Source organism: Variovorax sp. R-27 (assembly GCF_049913215.1).
Taxonomy (GTDB): Bacteria; Pseudomonadota; Gammaproteobacteria; order Burkholderiales; family Burkholderiaceae_C; genus Variovorax.
Window position 1 is genome coordinate 40,237 of record NZ_CP183984.1, and the last position, 25,019, is coordinate 65,255.

Here is a 25,019-nt window from a genome sequence, read left to right on the forward strand (position 1 = left end):
TTCGTTTTTCAGGAAGGGTTCAGCGAATCTTCAGCGTCAGGACGCGCGGCCGGCCACGATGACCGCGTTGGTGCCGCCAAAGGCGAAGGAATTGGACAGCACATAGCGGATGCCCTTGGCCTCGCGCGCCTCGCCTTGCACGAAGTCGAGATCGAATGCGGCGTCGGGCGTCTGCAGGTTGGCGATGGGCGGCAGCGTCTCGCGCGCCAGTGCGCGCAGCGCTGCAACGAGCTCTATCGCGCCACCACCGCCGAGCACGTGGCCGTGGATGGCCTTGGTCGCGCTGACCGGTGTGTGGTTGCCGAACACCTCGCGGATAGATGCGGCTTCGGCCGCATCGCCTGCGGAAGTGGCCGTGCCGTGTGCGTTGATATGGCCGACGTCGGAGGCTTCGATGCCTGCATCGCGCAGTGCGGCGCGCATCGCGCGCACCTGGCCCGGGGCGTCGGGGTTGGTGATGTGTGTGCCGTCGCAGTTGGTGGCGTAGCCCGCAAGCACGAAGGGCGCGGCTTCGGCGCCGCGTGCGGCTGCATGCGCTTCGGATTCGAGGACCAGCGCGGCCGCGCCTTCGCCAATGGCAAAGCCCGCGCGGTCACCCGAGAACGGGCGGCAGGCCGAAGAGGGCGCATCGGCCGGCGGCGGAGCCATCACGCGCATCGCGTGCCAGCTGGCCATCACGCCTGGCGTGAGCATGGCGTCGTGGCCGCCGACGATGGCAACGTCGATCCAGCCGCCGCGAATGGCGCGCATCGCCTCGCCGATGGCCACGGCCGAGGAGGCGCAAGCACAGGCGTAGGCAATGGCCGAACCGCGCGCGCCGAAGTGCAGCGCGAGCTCTGCCACGGCGGCGTTGGGCATCACGGTGAGCACTGTCGTCGGGCGCATGCGGCGCTGTTCGCCGTAGAGCGCGCTGGTGGTGTTGTCGAAGGTGCCGGCGCCCGCGAGGCCGCTGCCCCAGAAGATGCCGAGGCGGTCGCGGTCGATGGCGTCGAGGTTGAGCTTCGCTTCGCCAGCCGCGTCCTGCGCGGCGGCCAGCGCCATGGCGGTGCCGCGGTCCAGCGGGAGGCGCGAGGTGCTGCGCACGCCGTTCGAATCGAAGTCGCAGGCGGCAACGGCGAGCAGCATCGGGTCCATGCCCTTGATCTCCAGCGTCTGCGCGCGCACGGCCGAGCGACCCGCGAACAGTGCCTCGTCGAAGGCTTCGACGGTGCGGCCGATGGGCGTGACGAAACCGATGCCGCTCACGCGCACCGGCGCGGAGGCGGCGCGTGCGGCCGAAGCGGCGAGCGCGGCGTGGGCTGCACCGCTGCTCATGCGATGGCTTCGGCGGGCTGGGCGGCGGCTGCGCTGCCGGCACTTTCCGTGTCGATCACTTCGCACAGGCGCTGCAGCGTGATGCCGGCTTCGCGCGGGTCGAGGCGGTCTTCGGGAATGCGCAGGTGGAAGGCGTCTTCGACGGCGAAGACGAACTCCATCAGCGCGAGCGAGTCGAGGCCCAGGTCGGACAGCGCGGTGTCCGGCGAGATGGCCGAGCGCTCGACGCGGAAGTCGGTTTCCAGGATCGCGGCGATGCTGTTGAAGGTGGGCGAAGAAGCGTTGGAAGAAGACATGGAAATGCTTTCCTTTCGGGCGTGATCGAACGTTGTCGAAGGTGTCAGGCGTACAGCGGATGCTCGGGCATCGTGCCATGCGCCACTGCATCGACGAACGACACTGTTTCGCGCACAACCTGTTGACGATCGTTGTCGATTGTGATCATGTGGTAGCTGTTGGCGACCACCACGGTGCGGAAGGCGCGGCAGCGCAGGCCGCGCGCGAGGATGTCGAGGTTGGCCACGCTGGCCACTTCGTCCTGCTGGGCGTGCAGCGCGAGCACGTTGTCGCATCGCACGCTGTTGAGGTTGCGGCGCACGTGGCGGATGAGCCGGTCGTGCTCGCGCAGGTGGCCCACGCCGATGACGGAGCTGCCGGCGCGCGAGACTTTGCGGTGGCGCAGCTCGCGCTCGATCCAGGCGCGCACGCGTTCGTTCTTTACGCCGTAGGGCGGGCGTTCGCGGTATTGCCAGAGCCGCCCGAGCGGCGTGTAGAAGGCCAGCGGCAGCAGGAACTGTGTGCGGGGAATGGCCCAACCGTCGAAGCGCAGCGTGGTCGACATGAGCACCAGCGCATCGACTTCGCTGCCGCAGCGGATGGCCGCGCCGAGCGCAAGCGAGGAGCCGGCGGAAATACCCACCAGCATCACGCGGTCGTGCTGCGCGCGCAGTGCCTTCACCTGCGCCTGGATCGCGTCGAGCCAGCGTTCGTACGGCGCCGCGCGCTGCAGCGGCGCATTGGCGTCGAACGAGTAACCCTCGATCGACAGCGGGTGCACCGAGTAGCCGCGGCTGCGCAGGGCGGACTGCACGGTCAGCAACTCGTCAGGCGTGCTGCATAAACCATGCAGCAAGACCACGGCGGTGCGTTCCACCTCCGGAGGCACCAGGCTCAAAAGATCGGAGGGTTCACGCGCGCTCATCGTGTGGCGTCGGCCATGAAAATGGCCCGTATTTCATCTTGCTGTCGTATGCTCATGTTGCGTTTATCGCTTGGAGCGACTGACCGGCCGCTGACCCGTCGTTCGCAAGGCAGATCACCCCCAACCACTCAATAACCATGCGAATTCTGCTTGTCGAAGATGACGCCGTTCTGCGCGATGTGATGGTGCGCAGCCTCGCGGATGCCGGCCATCGTGTCGACGTGTCGACCAACGTCGAAGATGCCGATCACCTGTGGCGCGTGCAGCCCTTCGATGCCGTGCTGCTCGACCTCAACCTGCCGGCCACCGCGAGCCCGACCAGCGGCCTCGCAAGCGGCCTCACCGCGCTGCGGCAGGCACGAGCGCGCGGCGACCGCACTCCTGTGCTGGTGCTCACCGCGCGCGGTCGCACCGAGGAGCGCATTGCCGGCCTCGATGCGGGCGCCGACGACTACCTCGGCAAGCCCTTCGACCTGGCCGAGGTCGAAGCCCGCCTGCGTGCGCTGGTGCGCCGCGCCAAGGGCACCGAAGACATCGTGCTGCTGGGCCAGCTGAAGCTCGATCGCAAGGCGCGCCGCTTCTCGACCGCGAGCGGTCCGCTCGACCTGCCGGCGCGCGAGTTCGAGGTGCTGTGGGAACTCATGAGTCCGCCGGGCCGCACCGTGAGCAAGCGTGCGCTGTCCGACAAGCTGTCGAGCTTCGACGAATCGCTTGGCGACAACGCGCTCGAGGCCTTCATCTCCCGCCTGCGCAAGAAGCTGCAGGGCACGGGCGCGAGCATCCGCACGCTGCGCGGCATCGGCTACCTGCTCGAAGCCGAGGTGTGATCCGCGCGTGACCGAGCCGCAGCAACAGCCGACTGAAACGCAACCCGCGGCCATCGTGCGTGCGCCGTCGCTCACGCGGCGCGTGCTGCGCAACGTGCTGGTGCCGCTGGCGCTCACGTGGATGGTCGGTGCTGTCATCGCGCTGGTCATCGCCAACTACTTTTCCGAGCAGGCCTTCGACCGCGGCATGCTCGACGATGCCTATGCGCTGTCGGCCAACGTGCAGGCGGGTGAGCGCGGCATCGAGCTGCTGCTGACGCCGCGCGAAGTGGCCACCGTGCTCTTCGACCAGGTCGACAAGGTGTACTTCGCGGTGCAGCGGCTCGACGGCTCGCTGATCTCGGGGCAATCGGGCCTGCAGGCGCCGCTGCCGGTGGACGGCTCGCGCTACCGCTTTTCCGACATCCGCTACGAAGGCGGCACGCTGCGCGCGGTGGTGCTCGAACACGACGCCGAGCCCGACATCAGCATGCCCTACCGCGTGATCATTGCGCAGACCACGCTTAGCCGGACCGCGCTGGTACGGCAGCTGCTGGGCTATGCGCTGGCGCCGCAGATCGTGCTGCTGATCCTGCTTGCAGTCTGGCTCTGGTACGGCATTCGCAGCGACCTGCGCCCGCTCGCCGACCTGCAGCGCGCGCTCGACCGGCGCGACGTGCGCGACCTGTCGCCGGTGGCGGTGGCGCAGACTTCGCGCGAGCTTCAGCGCCTGGGCAATGCGGTCAACTCGCTGTTCGAGCGGCTGGGCAACAGCGTGCAGGCGCAGCGCGAGTTCGTGGGCAACGTGGCGCACGAACTGCGCACGCCATTGGCCGGCATCCGCGCGCTGGCCGAGTACGGGCTCGCGCAGCAGGACACCAACGTGTGGCGCGAGCAGCTCGAGCGTGTGTCGGAACGGCAGGCGCGCGCTAGCCATCTGATCGACCAGTTGCTGGCGCTGGCGCTGGCCGAGGAGGCGCGCACCGAGCTCAAGCGAGTGCCGGTGCGGCTCGACGTGCTGGCCGAGCAGACGGTGCTGCGGCACCTCGCGCGTGCCGATGCACGCGGCGTCGACCTCGGTGCGCGCGGCCTCGACGACGGCGTGGTCGTGCATGCCAACGAGGCGCTGGTGGAAGGCATCCTCGACAACCTGATCGACAACGCGCTGCGCTATGGCGGGCGCACCATCACCGTCGAGCTCGCGGGCCGCACGCTGAGCGTGATCGACGACGGGCCTGGCATTCCGCTCGAAGCCCAACGTGCCCTGATGCAGCGCTGGGCGCAAGGGCCCGCGGGCGAGAAGCTCGGGCAGGGCTCGGGGCTGGGGTTGTCGATCGTGTCGCGCTATGCGGAGTTGCTGGGGGCTGAGCTGCGGCTTGAAGCGGCCGAGCCCACCGGACTGCGCGTGAGCGTGGCGTTCGGCGAGGCAATCTAGAGCGTTTGGAGCGATGTGCCCTGGTGGAACGCCATGCGCCAGCGGCCGGCGCGGCGTTGCCACAGCGAGCTGCGCAGCGAGTCCGCGGCGGGGCGCTGCGCAATGGCTTCGCGGTGCGCGCGATAGGTGACCAGCGCCACATCAGGTGCCATGCGCAGCACGCGAAAGTCCGACATCGTCCGCTGCGAAAACGCCTCGTCGCGCAGCGCTTCGATGATGGCGGCCCGCGTCCACACCGTGCCCGAGACGCCCAGTTCATGGAAGTCGTCGTCGAGCAGTTCTTCGAGTCGTGCGGCGTTTGCGCGCACCTCGCGAAGATGCAATGCGCCTTCGAGTTTCAGCAGCAGCGCGTCGAGATCGTCGTCGGGCGCGGCTTCGTAGAGTTCGAGCGGAAGGCCGTCGGGATCGGCGAAGAAGGTGAAGCCCCGGCCCGTGAATTCATCGGTGCGCAGTGGCTCGACCGCAATGCCCTGTGCTGCGAGTTCGTCGGCCGCGGCCTGCACGTCGGGCACCTCGAAAGACAGGTGACGCAGCCCCTGCGCCTCGGGCCGCGTGAGGCGCGCAGGCGCATCGGGGAAAGAGAAGAGTTCGATCTGCGAGCCGTCAGGCAGTGCCAGGTCGAGCTTGTACGAGTCGCGCGCGGCGCGGTAGTTTTCGGCGATCACGCGCAGGCCGAGCACTTCGGTGTAGAAGCGCTTCGACACTGCGTAGTCGGCGCAGATGATCGCGACGTGATGGATGCGGGCCAGCTGCATGGCGGTCACTTCAATGGCTTGCGCAGGAAGACACGAGTGCGCTCCGCGAAGGCGAGGCGCTTGTATTCGACATAGCCGATGTGTTCGTAGAGCGCTCGGTTCTCGGTCATCTTCTCGTTGGTGAAGAGGTAGATCGAGTCGTGGCCTTGCCGCAGTGCTTCCTGTTCGGCGAGCTCGAGCAGGGCGCGGCCCACGCCGGTGCCCTGGTGTTGCGGCAGCACCGCGATCACGTCGATCAGGAAGCCTTCGTCGGTAGTGTCGAGCACCAGCGCGGCGATGGTCTCGCCATGCTGCGTGGCGACCCAGACCTGCGCATTGGCGATGGCCGCGCCGTAGTCCCTGGTCATCGGAATCGGCGTGAGGCCCAGGCGCGGAATGTAGTGGCTGAAGGCTTCGACGGCGCAGTTGGCGACGGATGTTGCATCGCTCTCGGTGGCGCGCCTGATGGTCCACGTCGTCATGCGTCGAATTCCACTTCGCCTTCGATCTCGACCGGTATGTTGAACGGCAGCTCGGCCATGCCCACCGCACTGCGCGAATGCGCGCCGATGTCGGGTCCGAAGAGCTCGAGGATGAGGTCCGAGAAGCCGTTGATCACCGCTGGCTGTTTGTCGAAGCCGGGCGCCGAAGCGACCATGCCGAACACGCGTGTCCAGGCTGTGATGCGGTCGAGATCGCCGAGCGCGCGCTGCAGGCTGCCGAGCATCGCGAGCCCCGTGAGACGTGCGGCGGTGTAGCCCTGCTCGACGCTCAGTTCGCGGCCCAACTTGCCAAGCGGCGCGGCGATGGTGCCATCGGCATTGAGCGGGCCGTGACCCGAGATCAATGCGCGGCGGCCGACGATGCGGATGAATTGAAAGGGCAGCACGACGCCGGGTGGCGGCGTCACTGCTGGTGGAAGAACGAGGCCGAGCGCGGCCAGTCGTTGCTCGATGCGGGCCATGGCATTTCTCTCCTGGGGCGGACACAAAGCGTCCGCCGCATCTTGCCATGGCCTTTTCCGGATTACGCCAGTGCGGGGTAGTCCGTGTAGCCCTTCGCGCCACCACCGTACATGGTGGCCTTGTCGAGCTCGTTGAGCGGTGCGTTCTCGCGCAGGCGGCGCACGAGGTCGGGGTTCGAGATGAAGGGCTTGCCGAAGGCCACGAGGTCGTCGCCTTCCTTCAGCGCTTCTTCGGCCAGCGGGCGGTCGTAGCCGTTGTTGACCATCCATGCACCCTTGCCGCCGGCTTCGCGGTAAGCGGCCTTAAGCGCTTCGTAGTCGAAGGGCCGGTCTTCGATTTCGCGCGGGCCACCGGTGGCGCCTTCGATGATGTGGATGTAGGCGAGGTTGAGCGTGGCGAGTTGCTTCACCACGTAGGTGAACAGCGGCTGCGGGTTGCTGTCGTGCACGTCGTTGGCCGGCGTCACGGGCGACAGGCGGATGCCGGTCTTGCCGCCGCCGACGGCGTCGACCACGGCACGCGCGGATTCGAGCAGCAGGCGGGCGCGGTTCTCGATGCTGCCGCCGTAGTCGTCGGTGCGCTTGTTGCTGCCGTCCTTGAGGAACTGGTCGAGCAGGTAGCCGTTGGCGCCGTGCAGTTCCACGCCGTCGAAGCCGGCGGTCTCGACCGCGCTGCGCGCGGCCACCGCGTAGGCGTGCACGATGCCGGGCAATTCGCCGGCGTCGAGCGCGCGCGGCTCGGAGGTCTCGACGAAGGTTGGCACGCCTTCCTTGATGAGCACGGTCTTGGTCTTGGCGGTGATGGCCGAGGGGGCGACGGGCTTGCCGCCACCGGGTTGCAGTTCGGTGTGCGAGACGCGGCCCACGTGCCACAGCTGCACGACGATCTTGCCGCCCTTGGCGTGCACGGCGTCGGTCACGCGCTTCCAGGCGTCGAGCTGCTCGGTGCCGTAGAGGCCGGGCACGTCGGCATAGCCCTGGCCCTGGTGGCTGATGGCGGTGGCCTCGGTGATGAGCAGGCCGGCACTGGCGCGCTGGGCGTAGTAGGTGGCGGCGATGTCGGGTGGGATCGCGTTCGGCGAGCGGTTGCGCGTGAGCGGCGCCATCACGATGCGGTTGGCGAGCTTCAGGTCGCCGGCCTGGACGGGGTCGAAAAGGGTGGACATCGTGCGATCGAAAGCAAAGTTGAAAGAGGCGCAAGGCTAAGCCCCCGGCCTCAACCCTGCTGTCGCACGGTTGTCCCGATTGGTGCTAGGCAAGCAACGCCAGCAGCGCGGGGCTTGCGCGCAGGGGCACGGCCAGCAGGATCTGGCCCATGCCCTTGCCGAGCGGGTCGTTGCGCAGCGAGGCCATGCCGCCGCCGCCCAGCGCCTGCTCGCAGACGAAGTTGAAGGCGCCGATGCCCGGCACCTCGTAGCGCGTGACGCGGCCTTTGACGAGGTGCGCGAGCCATTCGGCCACGCGCGCTTCGGTGAGCTGTTCGCGCAGCAGCGGCAGCAGGGCAGGGTGGCGCGCGATGACGCCGATGTTCGATGTGTCGCCCTTGTCGCCGCTGCGAGCCCAGGCGAGGCGTATGAGAGGCACCTCGATGGCGTCAGGGGCCAGGGGTGCTTCATGCGTTTCTGGCGCTCTGGCAGGCGATGGGATGGGGGCTGACGCGGAAACCTCGCTGCGCGGAACATCGACGCGTTCCCCATCGATGGCCACCGTGGCTTCCACCCGCGACTTGTCGAGCAGGAACGCGTATTGCCGGATCGAAGGCGACACCGAGGCGCGCCCGCCGCCCGCACCCGTGGTGCCTGGCGCCCACGACGTGCCCGCCGGTGCGACCTCGCGTGCGAACAGCTCCAGCGCTTCCTTGCGTGGATGCGTCACTGCGAGCCGCAGCACCGCTTCGCGCGTCTGCAATGCCTGCGCGTGCGGGCCGTAGCACGACTCCGCGCCCAGCACTTCGAGCTGCGTGCCGCTGTACGGCCCGAAGCCGTATTGCGAGAACAGCGTGCCCGTGCGCGCGAGGATGGCTTCGCCCGTGCGCTTCGCCTTGGCCACCGCATTGAAGCCCACAATGGTGAGTTGCGCCGCCGTCTTGAAGCCGTCGACATACGTGGTGCTGACCTTGTAGCTCGCGGTCGGCGCATGGCCGCGCGCGCCGTGCACACGCACGCGGTGCTCGCCGGCCTGCTCGATGCGCACCTGCGTGAAGTCGGCCACCACGTCGGGCAGCAGGTACGCCGCGGGGTCGCCGATCTCGTAGAGCATCTGCTCGCCCACCACCGCGGGCGTGAGCTTGCCGCCGGTACCCTCCGGCTTGGTGACGACGAAGCTGCCGTCGGCGCTGCATTCGACGATGGGATAGCCAATGTTCGGCCAGTCGGGCACGGTGTCCCAGTCGGTGTGCAGGCCGCCGGTGGCCTGGCAGCCGCATTCGATGATGTGGCCCGCGAGGCTGCCGGCCGCGAGCAGATCGAAGTCGTCCGGCTGCCACTTGAATTCGTGCATGAGCACGCCGAGCGTGACGGCGGAGTCGACACAGCGGCCGGTGATGACGACCTGCGCACCTGCATCGAGCGCAGCCTGTATCGGCCGTGCGCCGAGATACGCGTTGGCGGTGAGTACGCGTTCGGGCAGCGCGGCCCCGCTCTGCAGTTCGCGCACGGGTGGTTGTGCCTGGCGCAGTTGCGGCAGCTGCGGGGACACGTCGTCGCCGCTCACCACGGCGATCTTCAATGCAACGCCCTGCTCGGCGGCCAGGGCCGCGAGTGCATCGGCACAGCCTTGCGGGTTGACGCCGCCAGCGTTGCTCACCACGCGGATGCCCTGTTTCACGACGTCCTTCAGCACTGCCTTCATCGCTACGGAGACGAAGTCGGTTGCGTAGCCCAGCTCGGGCTTCTTGAGCCGGGCACCCGCGAGGATCGACATGGTGAGTTCGGCGAGGTAGTCGAACACGAGGTAGTCGATCTGCCTGCTGCCCACGAGTTGCGGCGCGCCCACGCTGCTGTCGCCCCAGAAGCCCGATGCGCCGCCGATGCGGACGACGCGTTCGTTGTTGTTGCTGCTGTTCATCGGCCACTCCATTGCGGCTTGCGCTTCTCGCGGAAGGCGAGTTGTCCTTCGGCGGCGTCTTCGGTGAGTGCGAACAGGCCGATCTGGCTTTCGGTGAAGGCCATTGATTCCTCGAAGGCCATCGCCTCGATCTTCTTCATTGTGTAGAGGCCGCGGCGGATGGCGGCGGGCGACTTGTCGAGCATGCGGCCGAGCAGCCAGTCGATGCTTTCGTCGACGTCGTCGCTCACGCGGTTGACGAGCCGCAGTTCGAGCGCCTGCGCGGCGGTGATGGGCTCACCGGTGATGCACATCTCGGCCAGCACGCGGCGCGGCAGCAGGCCGCCGAGCACGCTGAGCACCTGTGCGGGAAAGAGGCCGACCTTCACCTCGGGCAGGCCGAACACGGCCTGGCTGCTGGCCACGGCCATGTCGCACATCGCCATGATCCCCATGCCGCCGGCCATGCATGCGCCGTTGACGCGCGCGATCAGCGGCACGGTCGATTGCCGGGCCTGGCGGAACAGATTGGCAAAGCCCTGGTAGGGCGCGGCGTAGTCGAACTTGAAGGAGGTGCCGCTCTGCAGGTCGGCGCCGGCGCAGAAGGCGCGCGTGCCGGCACCGGTGATGACCACGGCGCGCACGGCGGCGTCGCTGTTGGCGCGGGCCAGTGCGTCGCTCAGGCCGGCGAGCACTGCGCCGTTGATGGCGTTGCGGCGCTCTTCGCGGTCGATGGTGAGCCACATGACGGGCCCGCGCATCTCTTCGCGCAGTTCGACGGGGGGCGGGGTTTCGGGCATGGCGCGGGTTCCTTCTTCGGTCGTCTGAAGTTCTGCCCGTAGCGTGACCCGAAAAAAAAGCCGCATCGTGCGGCTTGTGGCTGAAGCAGTCCGGGTTTTCCCCTAGAGGGAATCCGGCCGCTTCAATGCTTCTGCACGCTTTCGCGTGCTTCGGCTTACTTCAGCAGGCCTTCGGCCTTCATTGCATCCTGCACCGCGGGGCGGGCGCCAACGCGTGCGTGCCAGGCCTGGACGTTGGGAAAGCCGGAGATGTCCACGCCCGTGGGCTTGGTCCAGTTGGTGACGGTGAACAGGTAGCCGTCGGCCACGCTGAAGTGGTCGCCCATCAGGTATTGCTTGTTGGCCAGTTCGCCGTCGAGCCATTGGAAGCGCGACTTGAGCTTGTCCTTGAAGATGGTCTTGGCTTCTTCGGGCATGTTCGGGTTGAACAGCGGGCTGAAACCCTTGTGCACTTCGGTGCCGATGAAGGTCAGCCACTCCTGCAGGCGGTAGCGCTGCAGGGTGCCGGCTGCGGGCGCGAGGTTCTTGATGGGTGCGAGGTCGGCGATGTACTGCAGGATGGCCGGGCCTTCGCGCAGGCGGGTGCCGTCGTCGAGCTCGAGCATCGGCACGTAGCCCAGCGGGTTGATGCCGTAGTAGTCGGTGCCGTCCTGCAGCTTGTGGCTCTTGGTGCTGGCCAGCACGGGTTCGACGGCGATGCCTGCTTCGTGCAGCGCGATGTGGGGCGAGAGCGAACAGGCACCGGGCGAGTAATACAGCTTCATTCGAAAAACTCCAATGGATGACGAGGTTGATTGATTGTTGTGGGAGATCGCAGCGGATGCTAGCGGGTTTGGCTGCCTCGCGTTTTTGTCCTACGGCCGCACGCGCGAGGCGACTATCGGGCGCGAGCGGGCCGCTTCCTAAGCTGCGTCGCACGGTGGGCAAGGCCTGCTGCAAGGAGTACCCGATGTTGAAGTACGCGATCATTTTTGCGGTCATCTCCCTCGTGGCCGGCCTGCTCGGCTTCGGTGGCGTGGCGGCCGGGGCTGCCGGCATTGCCAAGCTGCTGTTCGGCCTGTTCCTGGTGCTGGCTGTGCTGTTCGTCGTGCTGGCCGCGCTTGGCGTGGGTGCGGTGAAAAAGGCGCTCGACTGATGCACATCTCCCACGTCGATGCGCAGCTCGGCTACGAGGTCGTCGCGCCGGCCCACATGCTGCTCAACATCGAAGCGGCGCGCTCGGGTGCGCAGGCCGTCGTCAGCGAGGAGCTGACGATCGAGCCGCCGACCGAGATGCAGGTGTTCTGCGACGAGGGCAGCGGCAACCGCTTCATCCGTTTCGACGCGAAGCCCGGGCCGCTGAAGATTCGCTACAAGGCCAGCGTGCAGCGCGCGCATGTGGTGGTGCCGACCGACCTGCGAGAGGTGCCGGTCAGCGAAGTGCCCGACGAGGTGCTGCACTACATGATGCCGACGCGCTACTGCGAGTCGGACCTGATGTCGCGCTGCGCGCAGCAGCTCTTCGGCGGCCTGCCGCCGGGCATCGGCCGTGTGCAGGCCATCGTCGACTGGATCCACGAGAGCATCGCCTACGAGCCGGGCAGCAGCGACTCGACAACGACGGCGCGCGAGGTGTTCGTGGAACGCGCGGGCGTGTGCCGCGACTTCGCGCACCTGGGCATCACCTTCTGCCGCGCGCTCAACATTCCGGCGCGGCTGGTGGTGGGCTATGTGTGGTTCGACGAGCCGCCGCAGGATTTCCACGCCGTGTTCGAAGCCTGGCTCGGCGGGCAGTGGGTGCTGTTCGATCCGACGCGCATGGCGCCAGTCGACCGGGTGGTGCGCGTGGGCACTGGGCGCGACGCGAAGGACGTGGCCTTCTGCACGATCTTCGGCAACGTGCGCATGACGGACAAGAAGCTCGTCGTTCGCGAGCTGCAGGATGAAAGCCTTGAACCGTCGAAGGCGCCGCCGCCGACTGGCGCGCTGGTCGGCATCGAGAAGCCTGTGCCGGTGGTGCAGGTGGCCGAAGCGACGGGCTGACGCGGATAGTTTGCTATGAAATATATAGCAAACTATCGAGGCTCCGTGGGCATTGGCGGGTAATTTGGCATGGCCCTCTAGCTTGTCCACACAAAGGGCGCAGATCGGCCTGGACGATTAAAATCAGTGCCCCTTTTGCGCCGCGCACGCGTCAGTTGTGCGCTCCCCATTTCAAATGCTGTACCCCGAAGAATTCGACGTGATCGTCGTCGGCGGTGGCCATGCCGGCACCGAAGCCGCGCTCGCCGCTGCGCGCATGGGCGCCAAGACGCTGCTGCTCTCCCACAACATCGAGACGTTGGGGCAGATGAGCTGCAACCCGTCGATCGGCGGTATCGGCAAGGGCCATCTGGTGAAGGAGGTCGATGCGCTCGGCGGTGCGATGGCGATTGCCACCGACGAGGCCGGCATCCAGTTCCGAATTCTCAATTCGAGCAAGGGCCCGGCGGTGCGCGCCACTCGCGCGCAGGCGGATCGGGTTCTGTACAAGGCCGCCATTCGCCATCGGCTGGAGAACCAGCCGAACCTGAGTCTGTTCCAGCAAGCCGTCGACGACCTGATGGTGGAGGGCGATCGCGTGGTCGGTGCCGTCACGCAGGTGGGCATCGCATTCCGTGCCCGTACCGTGGTGCTGACGGCGGGTACTTTTCTCGATGGCCGCATCCATGTCGGCCTCGACAACTACCAGGCTGGACGCGCGGGTGATCCGCCGGCGATCAGCCTGTCGGCGCGGCTCAAGGAACTGAAGCTGCCGCAAGGCCGGCTCAAGACCGGGACGCCGCCACGGCTCGACGGCCGCAGCATCGATTTTTCGAAGTGCACCGAGCAGCCCGGCGACGGCATGCCCGGTGGGGCAGGGCCGATGCCGGTGTTCAGCTTCATGGGCCGCGCGGACATGCATCCGCAGCAAATGCCCTGCTGGATTACTCACACCAACGCGCGCACGCACGAGATCATCCGCTCCGGCTTCGACCGCAGCCCGATGTTCACCGGCAAGATCGACGGCGTGGGTCCGCGCTACTGCCCGAGCGTGGAAGACAAGATCAACCGCTTTGCCGACAAGGAAAGCCACCAGATCTTTCTCGAGCCTGAAGGCCTGACGACCAACGAGTACTACCCGAACGGGATCTCGACGAGCCTGTCGTTCGACATCCAGTACCAGCTGGTGCGCTCGATGCCTGGGCTGGAGAACGCGCACATCCTGCGGCCGGGCTACGCCATCGAGTACGACTACTTCGATCCGCGCGAGCTCAAGAGCAGCTTCGAGACCCGCTCGGTCAAGGGCCTGTTCTTTGCCGGACAGATCAACGGCACGACCGGCTATGAAGAAGCCGCTGCCCAAGGCCTGTTCGCCGGCATCAATGCTGCGCTGCAATGCCGTGGCGAAGATGCCTGGCTGCCGCGCCGTGACGAAGCCTACTTGGGCGTGCTCGTCGACGACCTGATTACAAAGGGCGTGACCGAGCCGTACCGCATGTTCACGAGCCGCGCGGAATTCCGCCTGCAGCTGCGCGAGGACAACGCCGACATGCGCCTGACGGAAGCAGGGCGCAAGCTGGGCTTGGTAGACGACGCGCGCTGGGACGCTTTCAGCCGCAAGCGCGACGCTGTTTCACGTGAAACAGAGCGGCTCAAGTCGATCTGGGTGAACCCGCGCAACCTGCCGGCCGCCGAGTCGGAGCGGGTACTGGGCAAGGCCATCGACCACGAATACAACCTGGCCGACCTGCTGCGCCGGCCCGACGTGAACTACGAAACGCTGATGTCGCTGGACGGCGGCAAGTATGGTGCCCAGACGGCGCTGAGCGAAACCGAGATCGAGCAGATCGAGATCTCGGCCAAGTACTCTGGCTACATCGAGCGTCAGCACGACGAAGTGGAGCGGGCCGCGCACTTCGAGAACCTGAAGCTGCCGGCTGATTTCGACTACGGTCAGGTCAAGGCACTGAGTTTCGAGGTGCGGCAGAAGCTGGACAAGCACCGGCCGGAAACGCTGGGCCTGGCCTCGCGCATCTCCGGTGTGACGCCTGCCGCCATCTCCTTGTTGATGATCCATCTGCGCAAGGGCGGCCACAAGGCCTTCGCCCGCGATACCGCCACCACGGAAGCAGCCACCGAGCCGCAGTCCGCGGAATGACGGCGCAGATCGATACGCTGCGCGCCGGCGCAGCCGCCATGGGCGTGGCACTGTCCGATCTTCAAGGTGAACAGCTGCTGGCCTACGGCACGTTGATGCTCAAGTGGAACAAGGTCTACAACCTGACGGCGCTGCGCGATCCGGCAAGCGTGCTGACGCACCACTTGCTCGACAGTCTGGCGGCAGTCGCGCCGCTGCAGCGCGAGTGGGCAGGGAAGGGCAAGCTGCTGGACGTGGGTTCTGGCGGTGGCTTGCCGGGTGTGGTGATCGCCATCATGCGGCCTGATCTTGAGGTGAGCTGCCTCGATGCGGTCGCCAAGAAGGCGGCTTTCGTCCAGCAAGTGGCAGCCGAACTGGAGCTCACGAACCTTCGGGGATTGCACGCCCGGGTTGAATCTCTGGTCGGCAGCTACGAAGTCATCAGCTCGCGCGCCTTCGCGTCGCTGCCGGATTTCTTCAACGGTTCGATGAATCTGCTCGCACCCGGTGGTGTCTGGCTCGCCATGAAGGGCAAAGTTCCGACCGACGAACTCGCCGCTTTGCCAAAAGACGTGGCAGTGTTTCACGTGGAACAACTGACGGTTCCCGGCTTGGATGCCGAGCGTTGCATCGTCTGGGCGCGCAAAGAAGCAGCTGAAATCGGCGCCTGAATCCGCAAATGAAGCGGCGACACCGGTAAAAGCCGGTGTCCGAACGATCCTCGCGGCGGTGTGCTCGCTTAGACTCGATGCCTCCCTCCGGTCCCTTTTCCGACTCGCTTTTTCGAGGCAAATCCCATGTTCGGCATCGCTGACTACGGCGCATTCGTCGCCGCCATCGTCCTGTTCCTTCTGATTCCCGGCCCGGGCAATCTGGCGCTGATTACCTCGACGAGCAAAGGCGGCATCCGTGGAGGACTGGCCGCAACAGCTGGCCTGATCATTGGTGACCAGTGCCTGATGTGGGCGGCGGTGGCTGGTGTGTCGGCCGTGCTGGCCGCTTACCCGACCGCTTTCAAGGCAGTGCAGTGGCTGGGCGCCGCCTACCTGGCGTGGCTGGGCCTCAAGATGTTGCTGGCCAAGTCCGGCTCGGCGCCCATCCTCGACATCAAGCCCAGCCATTTCCTGCGCCAAGCCTTCACCATCACCCTGCTGAATCCCAAGGCGATCGTGTTCTACATGGCCTTCTTCCCGCTGTTCGTCGACCCGGCCCGCCACCAAGGCCTGATCACTTTCGGCGCGATGGCGGTGACGATTGCTGCGCTGACCTTCCTGTACGGCCTGACCTCGACACTGCTCACGCACTTCCTGGCCGAGCGCATCCGTGCGAATCCCCGCATTTCCGCCACGCTCGAGAAGCTTGCCGGCACCTTTTTGATCGCCTTCGGCGTCAAGCTCGCAATCTCGCGCTGATCGATCCTCCGGTACTGACATGGCCAAGATTTTCTGTATTGCCAACCAAAAGGGCGGCGTCGGCAAGACCACCACCACCGTCAACCTCGCGGCCGGCCTGGCCAAGGTCGGCCAGCGCGTGCTGATGATCGACCTCGACCCGCAGGGCAATGCCACCATGGGCTCGGGCATCGACAAGCGCCAGCTGGAGCTGACGGTGTACGACGTGCTGCTCGAATCGGCCTCGGTGGCCGAAGCCCGGGTCAAGGCCGACAAGTTGGTGGAGGGCGGTTGCGGCTACGACGTGCTGGGCGCCAACCGCGAACTGGCGGGTGCCGAAGTCGAAATGGTTGCGCTCGACCGTCGCGAAAAGCGCCTGCGCACCGCGCTGGCCGCGGTCGGCGCCGAGTACGACTTCGTGCTGATCGATTGCCCGCCGAGCTTGAGCCTGCTGACCCTCAACGGCCTGTGCGCCGCCCACGGCGTGATCGTGCCGATGCAGTGCGAGTACTTTGCGCTCGAAGGCCTGACCGACCTGGTCAACACCATCAAGCAGGTACACGCCAACCTCAACAAGAACCTGCAGATCATCGGCCTGCTTCGCGTGATGTTCGATCCGCGCATCACGCTGCAGCAGCAGGTGAGCGAGCAGCTCAAGTCCCACTTCGGCGACAAGGTGTTCGACACGGTGATCCCGCGCAATGTGCGGCTGGCCGAGGCGCCCAGCTACGGACTGCCGGGCGTGGTGTTCGACCCGGCCGCCCGCGGTAGCCAGGCTTTCATCGCCTTCGCTCAGGAGCTGGTCGACAAGATGCCGCCCGCGAGCGCCTTTGCTTCGGGTGCGGTGGCGCCGCCGATTGCGCCGGTCACGCGCATCGCACCGGATCTGCCCATTCCCGATGACGTGATGGCACCCGCGCCCGCATCCGACTCCACCAGTGAAAACAATGCCTGACGCTTGCCGCTGCTCGGCAAGGTGCTATCAAGTTCGTAGCAAATGACAACTCCGCGCATCCTGCTGCTGCCCGGTTGGCAGAACAGCGGCCCCGGCCATTGGCAAACCCGCTGGGAGTCGGTGTACGGCGACCGCCGCGTCGATCAGCACGAGTGGATGCGCCCGCTGCGCGGCGACTGGTCCGCGCGGCTCGAAGAAGAAGTGCTGGCCTCGCCCGGCCCTGTGGCTTTTGCGGCGCACAGCCTCGGCTGCATCCTCGTTGCCGCGTGGGCTGCGCACTCGCGCAACACGCACAAAGTGCGCGGCGCGCTGCTGGTCGCGCCGGGCGACGTCGAGAGCGACAACCTGCGCCAGCTGATTCCCGGCTGGGCGCCGATCGTGCGCAAGCCGCTGCCGTTCCCGGCGGTGCTGATCGCCGCCAACGACGACCCGTACTGCGAAGCCTCGCGCTCGCAGCAGCTTGCCAAAGACTGGGGCGCACGCTTCATCGATGCCGGCCCGGGCGGCCACCTGAATGCCGAATCCGGCCTGGGCGACTGGCCCGAGGGCCGGAAACTCCTGAACGAAATCTCGAAAGAAAAGAACTGATGGCGACCAAGAAACCCAAGGGCCTGGGCCGCGGCCTCGAAGCGCTGCTCGGCCCGACGGCCGCGCCTTCCGCTGACAACGGCAATGGCGGCAATTCGGGCTCGGAAGAGGGCGGCGCACAGAGGAACCCGACGACGCTGATGCTCGACCAGATGGTGGCCGGCGTCTACCAGCCGCGCACACGCATGGACGAAGGCGCGCTCTACGAGCTGGCCGAGAGCATCAAGGCGCAGGGCATCATGCAGCCGATCCTGGTGCGCCGGCTCGACGCCGAATCGGCAGCCGCCAAGAACGCCGAGTACGAAATCATCGCGGGCGAACGCCGCTTTCGCGCCGCCAGGCTCGCTGGCCTCGACAGCGTTCCAGTGCTGGTGCGCGACGTGCCCAACGAAGCCGCCGCGGCGATGTCGCTCATCGAGAACATCCAGCGTGAAGACCTCAACCCGCTGGAAGAGGCCCAAGGCCTGCAACGCCTGGTGAACGAGTTTGGGCTCACTCACGAGCAGGCCGCACAGGCCGTGGGTCGTTCGCGCAGCGCGGCGAGCAACCTGCTGCGCCTGTTGAATCTGGCCGAGCCCGCACAGCAGATGCTGATGGCCGGCGACATCGACATGGGCCACGCCCGCGCCCTGCTGTCGCTGGACCGTGGCACGCAGATCACGGCGGCCAACCAGATTGCGGCCAAGAAGATGTCGGTGCGTGAAGCCGAGGCGCTGGTAAAGAAGCTCGCGGCCGAGTTCACGCTCACGCCCTCGCGCCGCGGCAACGACGGCGAAAAGTCGCGCGACCTGCAGCGCGTGGAAGAAGAACTGGCCGACCTGCTCACCGCCGAGGTCGAGGTGCGCATCAAGAAGCGCAGCAAGCGCGGCGGCCGCATCGAGGAAAGCGGCGAGCTCGCCATCCACTTCGGCTCCATCGAAGCACTCAACGGATTGATCGAGCGCATCCGCCGAACGGCCTAGTGTTGTGAACTCGGGGGCTGGCGTTCGTTTGATTGATTCCTGCAATCCTTTGCGCGTATCCTCGACCGCTGGTTTTTTCAATCCCAGATCTCTGAACAAACAGAGGGAGTCCACCATGCAGCTCACCAAGTTCCCGCTCGCGGCCATTGCCGTCGGCGCAGTTCTCCTCACCGGTTGCGCCACGACCGACATGCAAATGGGCAGCCAGTCGGCCAAGACCATGGCCACCGGCAGCGCCGCAGGCGGCGCCACCGACAACGCGAGCAGCCAGCTCGAGCGTTGCGAATCGCCGCTCGGCACGGTCTCTCTGATCGAGAACCAGAGCGCTGGCTGGTACACCATCCTCACAGGCGAATACAAGCTGCCGCCCACGGCCAACCTGCTGCGCCTGCTGGTGCAGCAATCGAACTGCTTCATCGTGGTCGAGCGCGGCGCGGCCGGCATGAACGCCATGACGCGCGAACGCGCGCTGCAGCAGTCGGGTGAAATGCGCGGCGGCAGCAACTTCGGTCGCGGCCAGATGGTGGCGTCCGACTACGGCCTGTCGCCCGAAATCGTCTTCAGCAACAGCGATGCCGGCGGCGTCGGCGGCGCGCTCGGCGGCCTGGTGGGTGGCGGCCGTGGCCGAGCCCTCGCGGCCCTCGGCGGCAGCATGCAGACCAAGGAAGCCAGCGCGCTGCTGACCCTCATCGACAACCGTTCGGGCGTGCAGGTTGCAGCCGCAGAAGGCAGCGCCTCCAAGACCGACTTCGGCGCTTTCGGTGCGCTGGCCGGTCGCAGCGGTGGCGGCGGCGTGGGTGGCTACACCAACACGGCGCAGGGCAAGGTGATTGCCGCAGCCTTCATGGACGCCTTCAACCAGATGGTTCGTTCGCTGCGCAACTACAAGGCGCAGACGGTGCGTGGCCAGGGCCTTGGTGGTGGTGGGCGTCTGGGCGTGGATGGCGGCGCTGCGCCGTCGCAGACCTATGTGCCCGCGGAGAAGGCACCGGCACGCCGCCGCAGCAACAGCACCAACTGATCGCGCGGCAGCTGCCGCAAGCAAATCAAAGAAGCCCGGCGCTCTTGCGAGCCGCCGGGCTTTTTCATTGAACGCCTGAACGAACGGGTCAGAGGCTGAAGATCTTGCCCGGGTTCATGATGTTCTTCGGGTCGAGCGCGCGCTTGATCGTGCGCATCATGTCGATCGCACCCACGCCCGCTTCGGTGACCAGGAAGTCCATCTTGTGCAGCCCCACGCCATGCTCGCCGGTGCAGGTGCCTTCGAGCGCCAGCGCGCGGCTCACCAGCGCGTGGTTCAGCTCTTCGGCCTTCACGCGCTCTTCGGGAATGTTCGGGTCGAGCAGATAGCCGAAGTGGAAATTGCCGTCGCCCACATGGCCGACGAGGAAGTACGGAATGCCGCTCGCATCGGCCTCGGCCACCGAATCGAGCAGGCAATCGGCCAGGCGCGAGATCGGCACGCAGGTGTCGGTCGAGATCACGCGGCAGCCGGGGCGCGACTGCACCGCCGCGAAGTAGCTGTTGTGCCGCGCGGTCCACAGGCGCGTGCGCTCTTCGGGTGTGCTGGCCCATTCGAATGCGTTGCCGCCATGGCCGCTCGCGAGCTCCTGCACCGTCTCAGCCTGTTCCTTCACGCCGGCGGGCGAGCCGTGGAATTCCATCAGCAGCATCGGCTCTTCGCGCAGGTTCAGCTTGGCGTAGGCATTGACCATGCGCACCGTGTTCACGTCGATCAGCTCGACGCGCGCGATTGGCACGCCCAGCTGGATGGTCTCGATGGTCGTGCGCACCGCGGCCTCGATGCTCGGGAACGAGCAGATCGCCGCCGACACCGCCTCGGGCAGCGGGTAGACGCGCAGCGTGATCTCGGTGACCACGCCCAGCGTGCCTTCGCTGCCCACCATGAGGCGCGTGAGGTCATAGCCGGCCGACGACTTCTTCGCGCGCGTGCCGGTGCGGATGACCTCGCCGGCAGCAGTGACCACTTCGAGCGCCAGTACGTTCTCGCGCATCGTGCCGTAGCGCACCGCGTTCGTGCCGCTGGCGCGCGTGGCCGTCATGCCGCCGATGGAGGCGTCGGCGCCCGGGTCGATGGGGAAGAACAGGCCCGTGCTCTTGATCTCTTCGTTGAGCTGCTTGCGCGTGACGCCGGGCTGCACCGTTACCGTGAGGTCGTCGGCGTTGATCGACAGCACCTTGCTCATGCGCGACACGTCGATGCTGATGCCGCCCTGCACCGCCAGCAGGTGGCCTTCGAGCGAGGAGCCCACACCGAAGGGAATGACGGGCACGCTGTGCTCGCTCGCGAGCTTCACCGCATCGGCCACGTCCTGCGTGCTTTCGGCGAACACCACGGCGGAGGGGGGTGGTGCGTCGAAGGAAGACTCGTCGCGCCCGTGCTGCGTGCGCACTGCCATGGCGGTGGAGCAGTTGGCGCCGAAGCGGGCCTTCAGTCCGTCGATCAGGCTGGCCGGGACGTCGCGCAGATGAAGCTCCGGCATCAGGTGCGAGGTTTGGGTCGGGGCGTTCATCGGGAGTCTCCTGGCGGGTGAGGTGATCGGCCATTTTACGGAGCGAGCACCATAATGCGCTTCGGAAAAAACATGAACCCCACGACCCTCAGCGCTCTCGCGGCCTTCCCGTCGCAACTGGAGGCCCACTACGCGGCCATTCCCAACGCCTACAGGCATTGGGCGCCGCCCTCGTGGGAGGGCGTGCCCAGCGAGGCCTTCACCGCCATCGAGCAGCTCTGCCATGTGCGCGACATCGAGATCGAGGGCTACCACGTGCGCTTTCGCCGCACGCTGCAGGAGACGCACCCGACGCTCGCCTCCATCGACAGCGAACCGCTGGCCATCGAGCGCGCGTACGGCACCGCCGATGCGGCGAAGGTGCTGGCTGAATTCCGCATGGCGCGCGTGCAGACGATGGAAATCATCTCCAGCCTGAGCGACGCGCAGCTCGCGCGCACCGCGGTGTTCGAAGGCTACGGCCCGCTCACGATGCGCAGCCTCGTCCACTACCTCTGCAGCCATGACCAGCAGCATCTTGCAGGCCTGCAATGGCTGGCAGGCAAGATCGACGCATCGACCGTCGATCAGTAAGAACAGGAGCCTCCATGGGCAACCGACTTTCCCAGATCGCCACCCGCACCGGCGACGACGGCACCACCGGCCTCGGCGACAACACGCGCGTGCCCAAAGACCACTTGCGCGTGCACGCGATGGGCGACGTGGACGAACTCAACTCGCAGATCGGCGTGCTGCTGTGCGAGCCCATGCCAGAGCCCGTGCGCGAGCTGCTGGTCGACGTGCAGCACCAGCTCTTCAACCTCGGCGGTGAGCTGTCGATGCCGGGTTTCACGTTGCTGAAGGCCGATGCGCTGCTGCAGCTCGACAACGCACTGGCCGAGCACAACGCCGCGTTGCCGCGCCTGGCCGAATTCATCTTGCCGGCTGGCACGCGCGCGGCCTCGCTCGCGCATGTGTGCCGCACGGTGGCGCGGCGCGCGGAGCGTGCGGTGGTTGCGCTCGGCGCCACCGCCGAACTCAACGACGCCTTGCGCCAGTATCTCAACCGGCTTAGCGACCTGCTCTTCGTGCTTGCACGCGTGCTCAACCGAATGAACGGCGGCGACGACGTCTACTGGAAGAGCGAGCGCATGGCACGCGCAGCCGCTGCAGAAGCCGAAGCAGACGACACCGACACCAAGGAGGCCTCATGAAATTCCCGATCGACACCCTTCGCACCTCGCTCGCCGTGACGATGGCTGCCGCGCTGTGGCTGCCAGCCGGTGCACAAGCCCAGAGCGCGGACAACCCGCCCCAGGCGCAACGTGCCCACACCATCAAGTCGCCCTCCCGCAGCGGCAAGGTCGTGGGCAGCGTGCAGCGCGGCACCAACGCCGCGGGCCGCGGAGTCAACCGCGCAGACGCTGCCACGCGACGTGGCGTGAACAACGTGTCGGAGAAGGCCAGCCGACCGGTGCGCAACGTGGGCGAGGCCTTTGGCCGCAAGTTGTCACCCGGTTCCAGCGGTCGCGCTGCGCCGCCGCCTGTCGGTCCGCAGGGCAACGCGCCTTGATCCTCGCGGGTCAGTTCGGGGCGCGATCACGCCGACGGGGACATTCGCAGAGGGGAGTACCCGGTGTCATTCGCACGCACCCCGAACAAAACCTCCAAGGCACAAATGGCAAGAAACATCGAGATCAAGGCCCGTATCGACAGCGTAGACCGCGTCGCAAGCATCGCCCTAACGCTGGCCGACCAGGGCCCCATCGAGATCGCGCAGGACGACACCTTCTTCCGCTGCAACGACAGCGCCGACCGCCTCAAGCTGCGCACCTTCGCGCCCGACCGTGCCGAGCTGATCTTCTATCGCCGCGCGAACAGCACCGGACCGAAGGAGTCGTTCTACCTGATCACGCCCTGCAGCACGCCCGACGTGCTGCGCGAATCGCTCACGCTCGCATGGGGACAGGCCGGCCGGGTTCGCAAGCAGCGCCGGTTATTCATCGTGGGCCGCACGCGTGTGCATCTCGACCGTGTCGAAGGCCTCGGAGAATTCCTCGAACTCGAAGTGGTGCTGCAAGAAGGCGAGCCAGCCAAAGCCGGTGTGGCCGAGGCGCATGCGCTCATGGCGAAACTAGGCGTGGGCGCCGACCAGCTGGTGCAGGGCGCCTACGTCGATCTGATCAACGGTTGATCAGCGCCAGCCAGCAGCCTTGAGCTGATCCGCCAGAAGCTGCGCGACCTTTTCATAGCCTCGTGCATTGGCATGGATGCGGTCGGAGCGCAGCGACGAATCCGACAGGACGCTCGAATACACATTGGCGACCAGCAGCGCCTGCTGCGACTTCGCCACCTCTTCATAGAACGGCGCATCGCTGAGGGAGCCGACGGCCGCGCGCATGGCGTCGGGCGCCGGCGTGGCCAGCACTGCGACGTAGGGCGTGTGCGCACGCGCCTGGGTGATCAGCTCGACGAGGTTGTCGCGCGTGGCCGTGGCCGACACGCCGCGCAGCATGTCGTTGCCGCCGATGCCGATCAGGATCGCGTCGTAGCTCTGGGCACTCAGCAGGCCCGGCAAGCGCTGCAGCGCGCCTTCAGAGGTGTCGCCGTTGACGCCCGCGTTCTCGACCTTCCAACCCGTGAGCTCGCCCAGTTTCACGGGCCAGGCTGCGTCGGGCGGTGCGCCATAGCCATGGGTCAGGCTGTCGCCCAGGGCCAGCACGTGAGCATCGGATTTCAGCGCGGTGGCCGAGGCCTTGCGCTTGCCGCAGGCCGACAGAAGGGTGATGGCAGGCACGCCGGCCAGCAGGTGGAGGAGGTGTCGTCGCTTCATGTGGCGCGCAGCTTAAACGCAGCCTGAGGGCGCACGGGCGCTTGTCCCTTTGCTCGGAAAGCGCATAAGCCTCCCCGTTTTTGTTCGTTCCCGGCCGGTGGGCGCAGGCGAAGAATCGTTGCCCTGCACCTTCATTCATCTCCGGGGTTCGACACCATGCCGCTGCTCACTCGCCACCGCTTCCTGCGTCATGTGGCCGCTCTCTCCATGGCCTTGCTGGCCGCGCCCGTCGTCGCCTGGGCCGCGCCCGCCACCGGCGAGCCCGTGTGGTTCGGCGTGAGCGGTCCGCTCACCGGGCAGAACGCGCAGTACGGTGCGCAGTGGAAGGCGGGCTTCGACCTTGCCCTCGAACACATCAACGCGCAGGGCGGCATCCACGGCCGGCCGCTGGCCTACAACTTCGAGGACAGCCAGAGCGATCCGCGCCAGTCGGTGGCCATTGCGCAGAAGCTGGTGAACGACAAGCGCGTGCTCATCGAGCTCGGCGACTTCTCCAGCCCGGCCTCGATGGCCGCCTCGCCCATCTACCAGCGCGCGGGCCTGGTGCAGCTGGGCTTCACCAACTCGCACCCCGACTTCACCAAGGGCGGCGACTACATCTGGAGCCCTTCGATCAGCCAGGCCGACGCGCAGCCGCTGCTCGCCGAACTCGCGGTGAAGACACTGGGCTTCAAGCGCATCGCCGTGCTGTACCTCAACACCGACTGGGGCCGCACCAGCAAGGACGTGCTGGTGAAGGCCGCGCAGGAACGCGGCGCGCAGCTCGCGATTGCCGAGGGCTACCAGGCCGACGAGAAAGACTTCCGCTCGACGCTGGTACGCGTGCGCGACGCCAACCCCGACGGGCTGGTGCTCATCTCCTACTATCCCGACGGCGCGCTCATCGCGGGCCAGGTGCGCAGCGTGGGCCTCAAGCAGCCGATCGCCGCCGTAGGCTCGGTGTATTCGCCGAAGTTCATCGAGCTCGGTGGCGCGGCGGTGAACGGCATCTACACCAACACCGCCTTCTATCCAGAGGAGCCGCGCGCCGAGGTGCAGGACTTCGTGAAGAGCTTCCGCGCGAAGTACGGCAAGGAGCCCGATGCCTTCAACGCCTATGCCTACGACGCAGTGGTGTACGCGGCGGCAGCGCTGCGCCAGGCGGGCCCCAAGGCCGACCGCAAGGCCGTGCGCGATGCGTTCTACAAGATCAAGGACGTGCCCAGCGTGATCTTCGGCAAGGCGAGCTTCGACCCGCAGACGCGCCGCGTGATCGGCGTGAAGAGCGTCAACCTCGTCGTGAAGGACGGCAAGTGGGCGCAGGTCGACGAGAAGGCGGCCGTGGCAGTGGCCAGGTAGTC

General features: G+C 66.8%; 28 protein-coding genes. 16 read left to right on the forward strand and 12 right to left on the reverse strand.

Annotated elements, in window-relative coordinates:
- Positions 1-36 precede the first annotated feature (36 nt).
- From ACN9MV_RS00180 to ACN9MV_RS00190, 3 genes are read right to left on the reverse strand one after another with little or no spacing between them, the layout of a single operon-like run.
- Positions 37-1,314: a beta-ketoacyl-[acyl-carrier-protein] synthase family protein gene (locus ACN9MV_RS00180; RefSeq protein WP_426390962.1), complete on the reverse strand. Its 1,278-nt coding sequence runs from the start codon at positions 1,312-1,314 to the stop codon at positions 37-39.
- The gene (locus tag ACN9MV_RS00185; RefSeq protein ID WP_426390963.1) at positions 1,311-1,610 is read right to left on the reverse strand and encodes an acyl carrier protein; all 300 of its coding nucleotides are present in this window, start codon (positions 1,608-1,610) and stop codon (positions 1,311-1,313) included. The genes ACN9MV_RS00180 and ACN9MV_RS00185 overlap by 4 nt, the downstream gene beginning before the upstream one ends.
- 44 nt (positions 1,611-1,654) lie before the next feature.
- Positions 1,655-2,515, reverse strand: coding sequence for an alpha/beta hydrolase (locus tag ACN9MV_RS00190; protein WP_307614826.1), 861 nt, complete (start codon positions 2,513-2,515; stop codon positions 1,655-1,657).
- A 137-nt stretch (positions 2,516-2,652) separates the two neighbouring features.
- Here ACN9MV_RS00190 and ACN9MV_RS00195 point away from each other — a divergent pair, with 137 nt between their 5' ends.
- Positions 2,653-3,342, forward strand: a complete 690-nt coding sequence (locus tag ACN9MV_RS00195) for a response regulator transcription factor (RefSeq protein WP_093057118.1) — start codon at positions 2,653-2,655, stop codon at positions 3,340-3,342.
- Between the two features lie 7 nt (positions 3,343-3,349).
- The gene (locus tag ACN9MV_RS00200) at positions 3,350-4,756 is read left to right on the forward strand and encodes a sensor histidine kinase (RefSeq protein WP_176928844.1); all 1,407 of its coding nucleotides are present in this window, start codon (positions 3,350-3,352) and stop codon (positions 4,754-4,756) included.
- Here ACN9MV_RS00200 and ACN9MV_RS00205 read toward each other — a convergent pair.
- The 7 genes from ACN9MV_RS00205 to gstA form a co-directional block, all read right to left on the reverse strand.
- Positions 4,753-5,511 carry a VOC family protein gene (locus ACN9MV_RS00205; protein ID WP_426393224.1) on the reverse strand — a complete coding sequence of 253 codons (759 nt, stop codon included), beginning with the start codon at positions 5,509-5,511 and terminating at the stop codon, positions 4,753-4,755. The genes ACN9MV_RS00200 and ACN9MV_RS00205 overlap by 4 nt on opposite strands.
- 5 nt (positions 5,512-5,516) lie before the next feature.
- Positions 5,517-5,972: a GNAT family N-acetyltransferase gene (locus ACN9MV_RS00210; RefSeq protein ID WP_426390964.1), complete on the reverse strand. Its 456-nt coding sequence runs from the start codon at positions 5,970-5,972 to the stop codon at positions 5,517-5,519.
- The gene (locus ACN9MV_RS00215) at positions 5,969-6,454 is read right to left on the reverse strand and encodes a RidA family protein (protein ID WP_093174688.1); all 486 of its coding nucleotides are present in this window, start codon (positions 6,452-6,454) and stop codon (positions 5,969-5,971) included. The genes ACN9MV_RS00210 and ACN9MV_RS00215 overlap by 4 nt, the downstream gene beginning before the upstream one ends.
- A gap of 62 nt (positions 6,455-6,516) precedes the next feature.
- Positions 6,517-7,620 (reverse strand): alkene reductase, encoded by a 1,104-nt coding sequence (locus tag ACN9MV_RS00220; protein WP_093057115.1) that lies wholly within the window; start codon positions 7,618-7,620, stop codon positions 6,517-6,519.
- Positions 7,621-7,705: 85 nt separating this feature from the next.
- Positions 7,706-9,520 (reverse strand): acyclic terpene utilization AtuA family protein, encoded by a 1,815-nt coding sequence (locus ACN9MV_RS00225; RefSeq protein WP_426390965.1) that lies wholly within the window; start codon positions 9,518-9,520, stop codon positions 7,706-7,708.
- Positions 9,517-10,299: an enoyl-CoA hydratase/isomerase family protein gene (locus tag ACN9MV_RS00230; RefSeq protein ID WP_426390966.1), complete on the reverse strand. Its 783-nt coding sequence runs from the start codon at positions 10,297-10,299 to the stop codon at positions 9,517-9,519. The genes ACN9MV_RS00225 and ACN9MV_RS00230 overlap by 4 nt, the downstream gene beginning before the upstream one ends.
- Positions 10,300-10,454: 155 nt before the next feature.
- On the reverse strand, positions 10,455-11,063 hold the full coding sequence (gene gstA, locus ACN9MV_RS00235; RefSeq protein WP_093076490.1) for a glutathione transferase GstA: 609 nt from the start codon (positions 11,061-11,063) through the stop codon (positions 10,455-10,457).
- A 185-nt stretch (positions 11,064-11,248) separates the two neighbouring features.
- Here gstA and ACN9MV_RS00240 point away from each other — a divergent pair, with 185 nt between their 5' ends.
- The 9 genes from ACN9MV_RS00240 (at position 11,249) to ACN9MV_RS00280 (ending at position 19,354) form a co-directional block, all read left to right on the forward strand.
- A complete protein-coding gene (locus ACN9MV_RS00240) occupies positions 11,249-11,434 on the forward strand; it encodes a DUF1328 family protein (RefSeq protein ID WP_013538518.1) in 186 nt (61 codons plus the stop codon).
- Entirely contained in the window at positions 11,434-12,321 is an 888-nt protein-coding gene (locus ACN9MV_RS00245) for a transglutaminase-like domain-containing protein (protein WP_426390967.1), read from the forward strand. Before ACN9MV_RS00240 ends, ACN9MV_RS00245 begins: the two co-directional genes overlap by 1 nt.
- A gap of 175 nt (positions 12,322-12,496) precedes the next feature.
- Positions 12,497-14,458 carry a tRNA uridine-5-carboxymethylaminomethyl(34) synthesis enzyme MnmG gene (gene mnmG, locus ACN9MV_RS00250; RefSeq protein WP_426390968.1) on the forward strand — a complete coding sequence of 654 codons (1,962 nt, stop codon included), beginning with the start codon at positions 12,497-12,499 and terminating at the stop codon, positions 14,456-14,458.
- A complete protein-coding gene (gene rsmG / locus ACN9MV_RS00255) occupies positions 14,455-15,108 on the forward strand; it encodes a 16S rRNA (guanine(527)-N(7))-methyltransferase RsmG (protein WP_426390969.1) in 654 nt (217 codons plus the stop codon). The genes mnmG and rsmG overlap by 4 nt, the downstream gene beginning before the upstream one ends.
- 126 nt (positions 15,109-15,234) lie before the next feature.
- Positions 15,235-15,849, forward strand: coding sequence for a LysE family transporter (locus ACN9MV_RS00260; protein ID WP_426390970.1), 615 nt, complete (start codon positions 15,235-15,237; stop codon positions 15,847-15,849).
- A gap of 19 nt (positions 15,850-15,868) precedes the next feature.
- Positions 15,869-16,783, forward strand: coding sequence for a ParA family protein (locus tag ACN9MV_RS00265; protein ID WP_093057108.1), 915 nt, complete (start codon positions 15,869-15,871; stop codon positions 16,781-16,783).
- 42 nt (positions 16,784-16,825) lie between these two features.
- Entirely contained in the window at positions 16,826-17,371 is a 546-nt protein-coding gene (locus tag ACN9MV_RS00270) for an RBBP9/YdeN family alpha/beta hydrolase (protein ID WP_426390971.1), read from the forward strand.
- On the forward strand, positions 17,371-18,333 hold the full coding sequence (locus tag ACN9MV_RS00275; RefSeq protein WP_093057106.1) for a ParB/RepB/Spo0J family partition protein: 963 nt from the start codon (positions 17,371-17,373) through the stop codon (positions 18,331-18,333). The genes ACN9MV_RS00270 and ACN9MV_RS00275 overlap by 1 nt, the downstream gene beginning before the upstream one ends.
- A 115-nt stretch (positions 18,334-18,448) precedes the next feature.
- Positions 18,449-19,354 carry a CsgG/HfaB family protein gene (locus ACN9MV_RS00280; RefSeq protein WP_093057105.1) on the forward strand — a complete coding sequence of 302 codons (906 nt, stop codon included), beginning with the start codon at positions 18,449-18,451 and terminating at the stop codon, positions 19,352-19,354.
- A gap of 88 nt (positions 19,355-19,442) precedes the next feature.
- Here ACN9MV_RS00280 and ACN9MV_RS00285 read toward each other — a convergent pair whose 3' ends face one another.
- Positions 19,443-20,867: an FAD-binding oxidoreductase gene (locus ACN9MV_RS00285; RefSeq protein WP_426390972.1), complete on the reverse strand. Its 1,425-nt coding sequence runs from the start codon at positions 20,865-20,867 to the stop codon at positions 19,443-19,445.
- Positions 20,868-20,939: 72 nt separating this feature from the next.
- Between ACN9MV_RS00285 and ACN9MV_RS00290 the strand changes: the two genes are divergently transcribed.
- The 4 genes from ACN9MV_RS00290 (at position 20,940) to ACN9MV_RS00305 (ending at position 23,040) form a co-directional block, all read left to right on the forward strand.
- Positions 20,940-21,440, forward strand: a complete 501-nt coding sequence (locus ACN9MV_RS00290) for a DinB family protein (RefSeq protein ID WP_426390973.1) — start codon at positions 20,940-20,942, stop codon at positions 21,438-21,440.
- Positions 21,441-21,454: 14 nt separating this feature from the next.
- The gene (locus ACN9MV_RS00295; RefSeq protein WP_426390974.1) at positions 21,455-22,060 is read left to right on the forward strand and encodes a cob(I)yrinic acid a,c-diamide adenosyltransferase; all 606 of its coding nucleotides are present in this window, start codon (positions 21,455-21,457) and stop codon (positions 22,058-22,060) included.
- Positions 22,057-22,419: a hypothetical protein gene (locus tag ACN9MV_RS00300; RefSeq protein WP_097197525.1), complete on the forward strand. Its 363-nt coding sequence runs from the start codon at positions 22,057-22,059 to the stop codon at positions 22,417-22,419. Before ACN9MV_RS00295 ends, ACN9MV_RS00300 begins: the two co-directional genes overlap by 4 nt.
- Before the next feature lie 105 nt (positions 22,420-22,524).
- A complete protein-coding gene (locus ACN9MV_RS00305; RefSeq protein ID WP_097197524.1) occupies positions 22,525-23,040 on the forward strand; it encodes a class IV adenylate cyclase in 516 nt (171 codons plus the stop codon).
- Here ACN9MV_RS00305 and ACN9MV_RS00310 read toward each other — a convergent pair whose 3' ends face one another.
- On the reverse strand, positions 23,041-23,679 hold the full coding sequence (locus ACN9MV_RS00310; RefSeq protein ID WP_097197523.1) for a GDSL-type esterase/lipase family protein: 639 nt from the start codon (positions 23,677-23,679) through the stop codon (positions 23,041-23,043).
- A gap of 156 nt (positions 23,680-23,835) precedes the next feature.
- On the opposite strand from ACN9MV_RS00310, the gene ACN9MV_RS00315 reads away from it, so the two are divergent.
- Complete coding sequence (locus ACN9MV_RS00315) at positions 23,836-25,017, forward strand: ABC transporter substrate-binding protein (RefSeq protein ID WP_093057099.1); 1,182 nt, start codon at positions 23,836-23,838, stop codon at positions 25,015-25,017.
- The last annotated feature ends 2 nt before the right edge of the window (positions 25,018-25,019 follow it).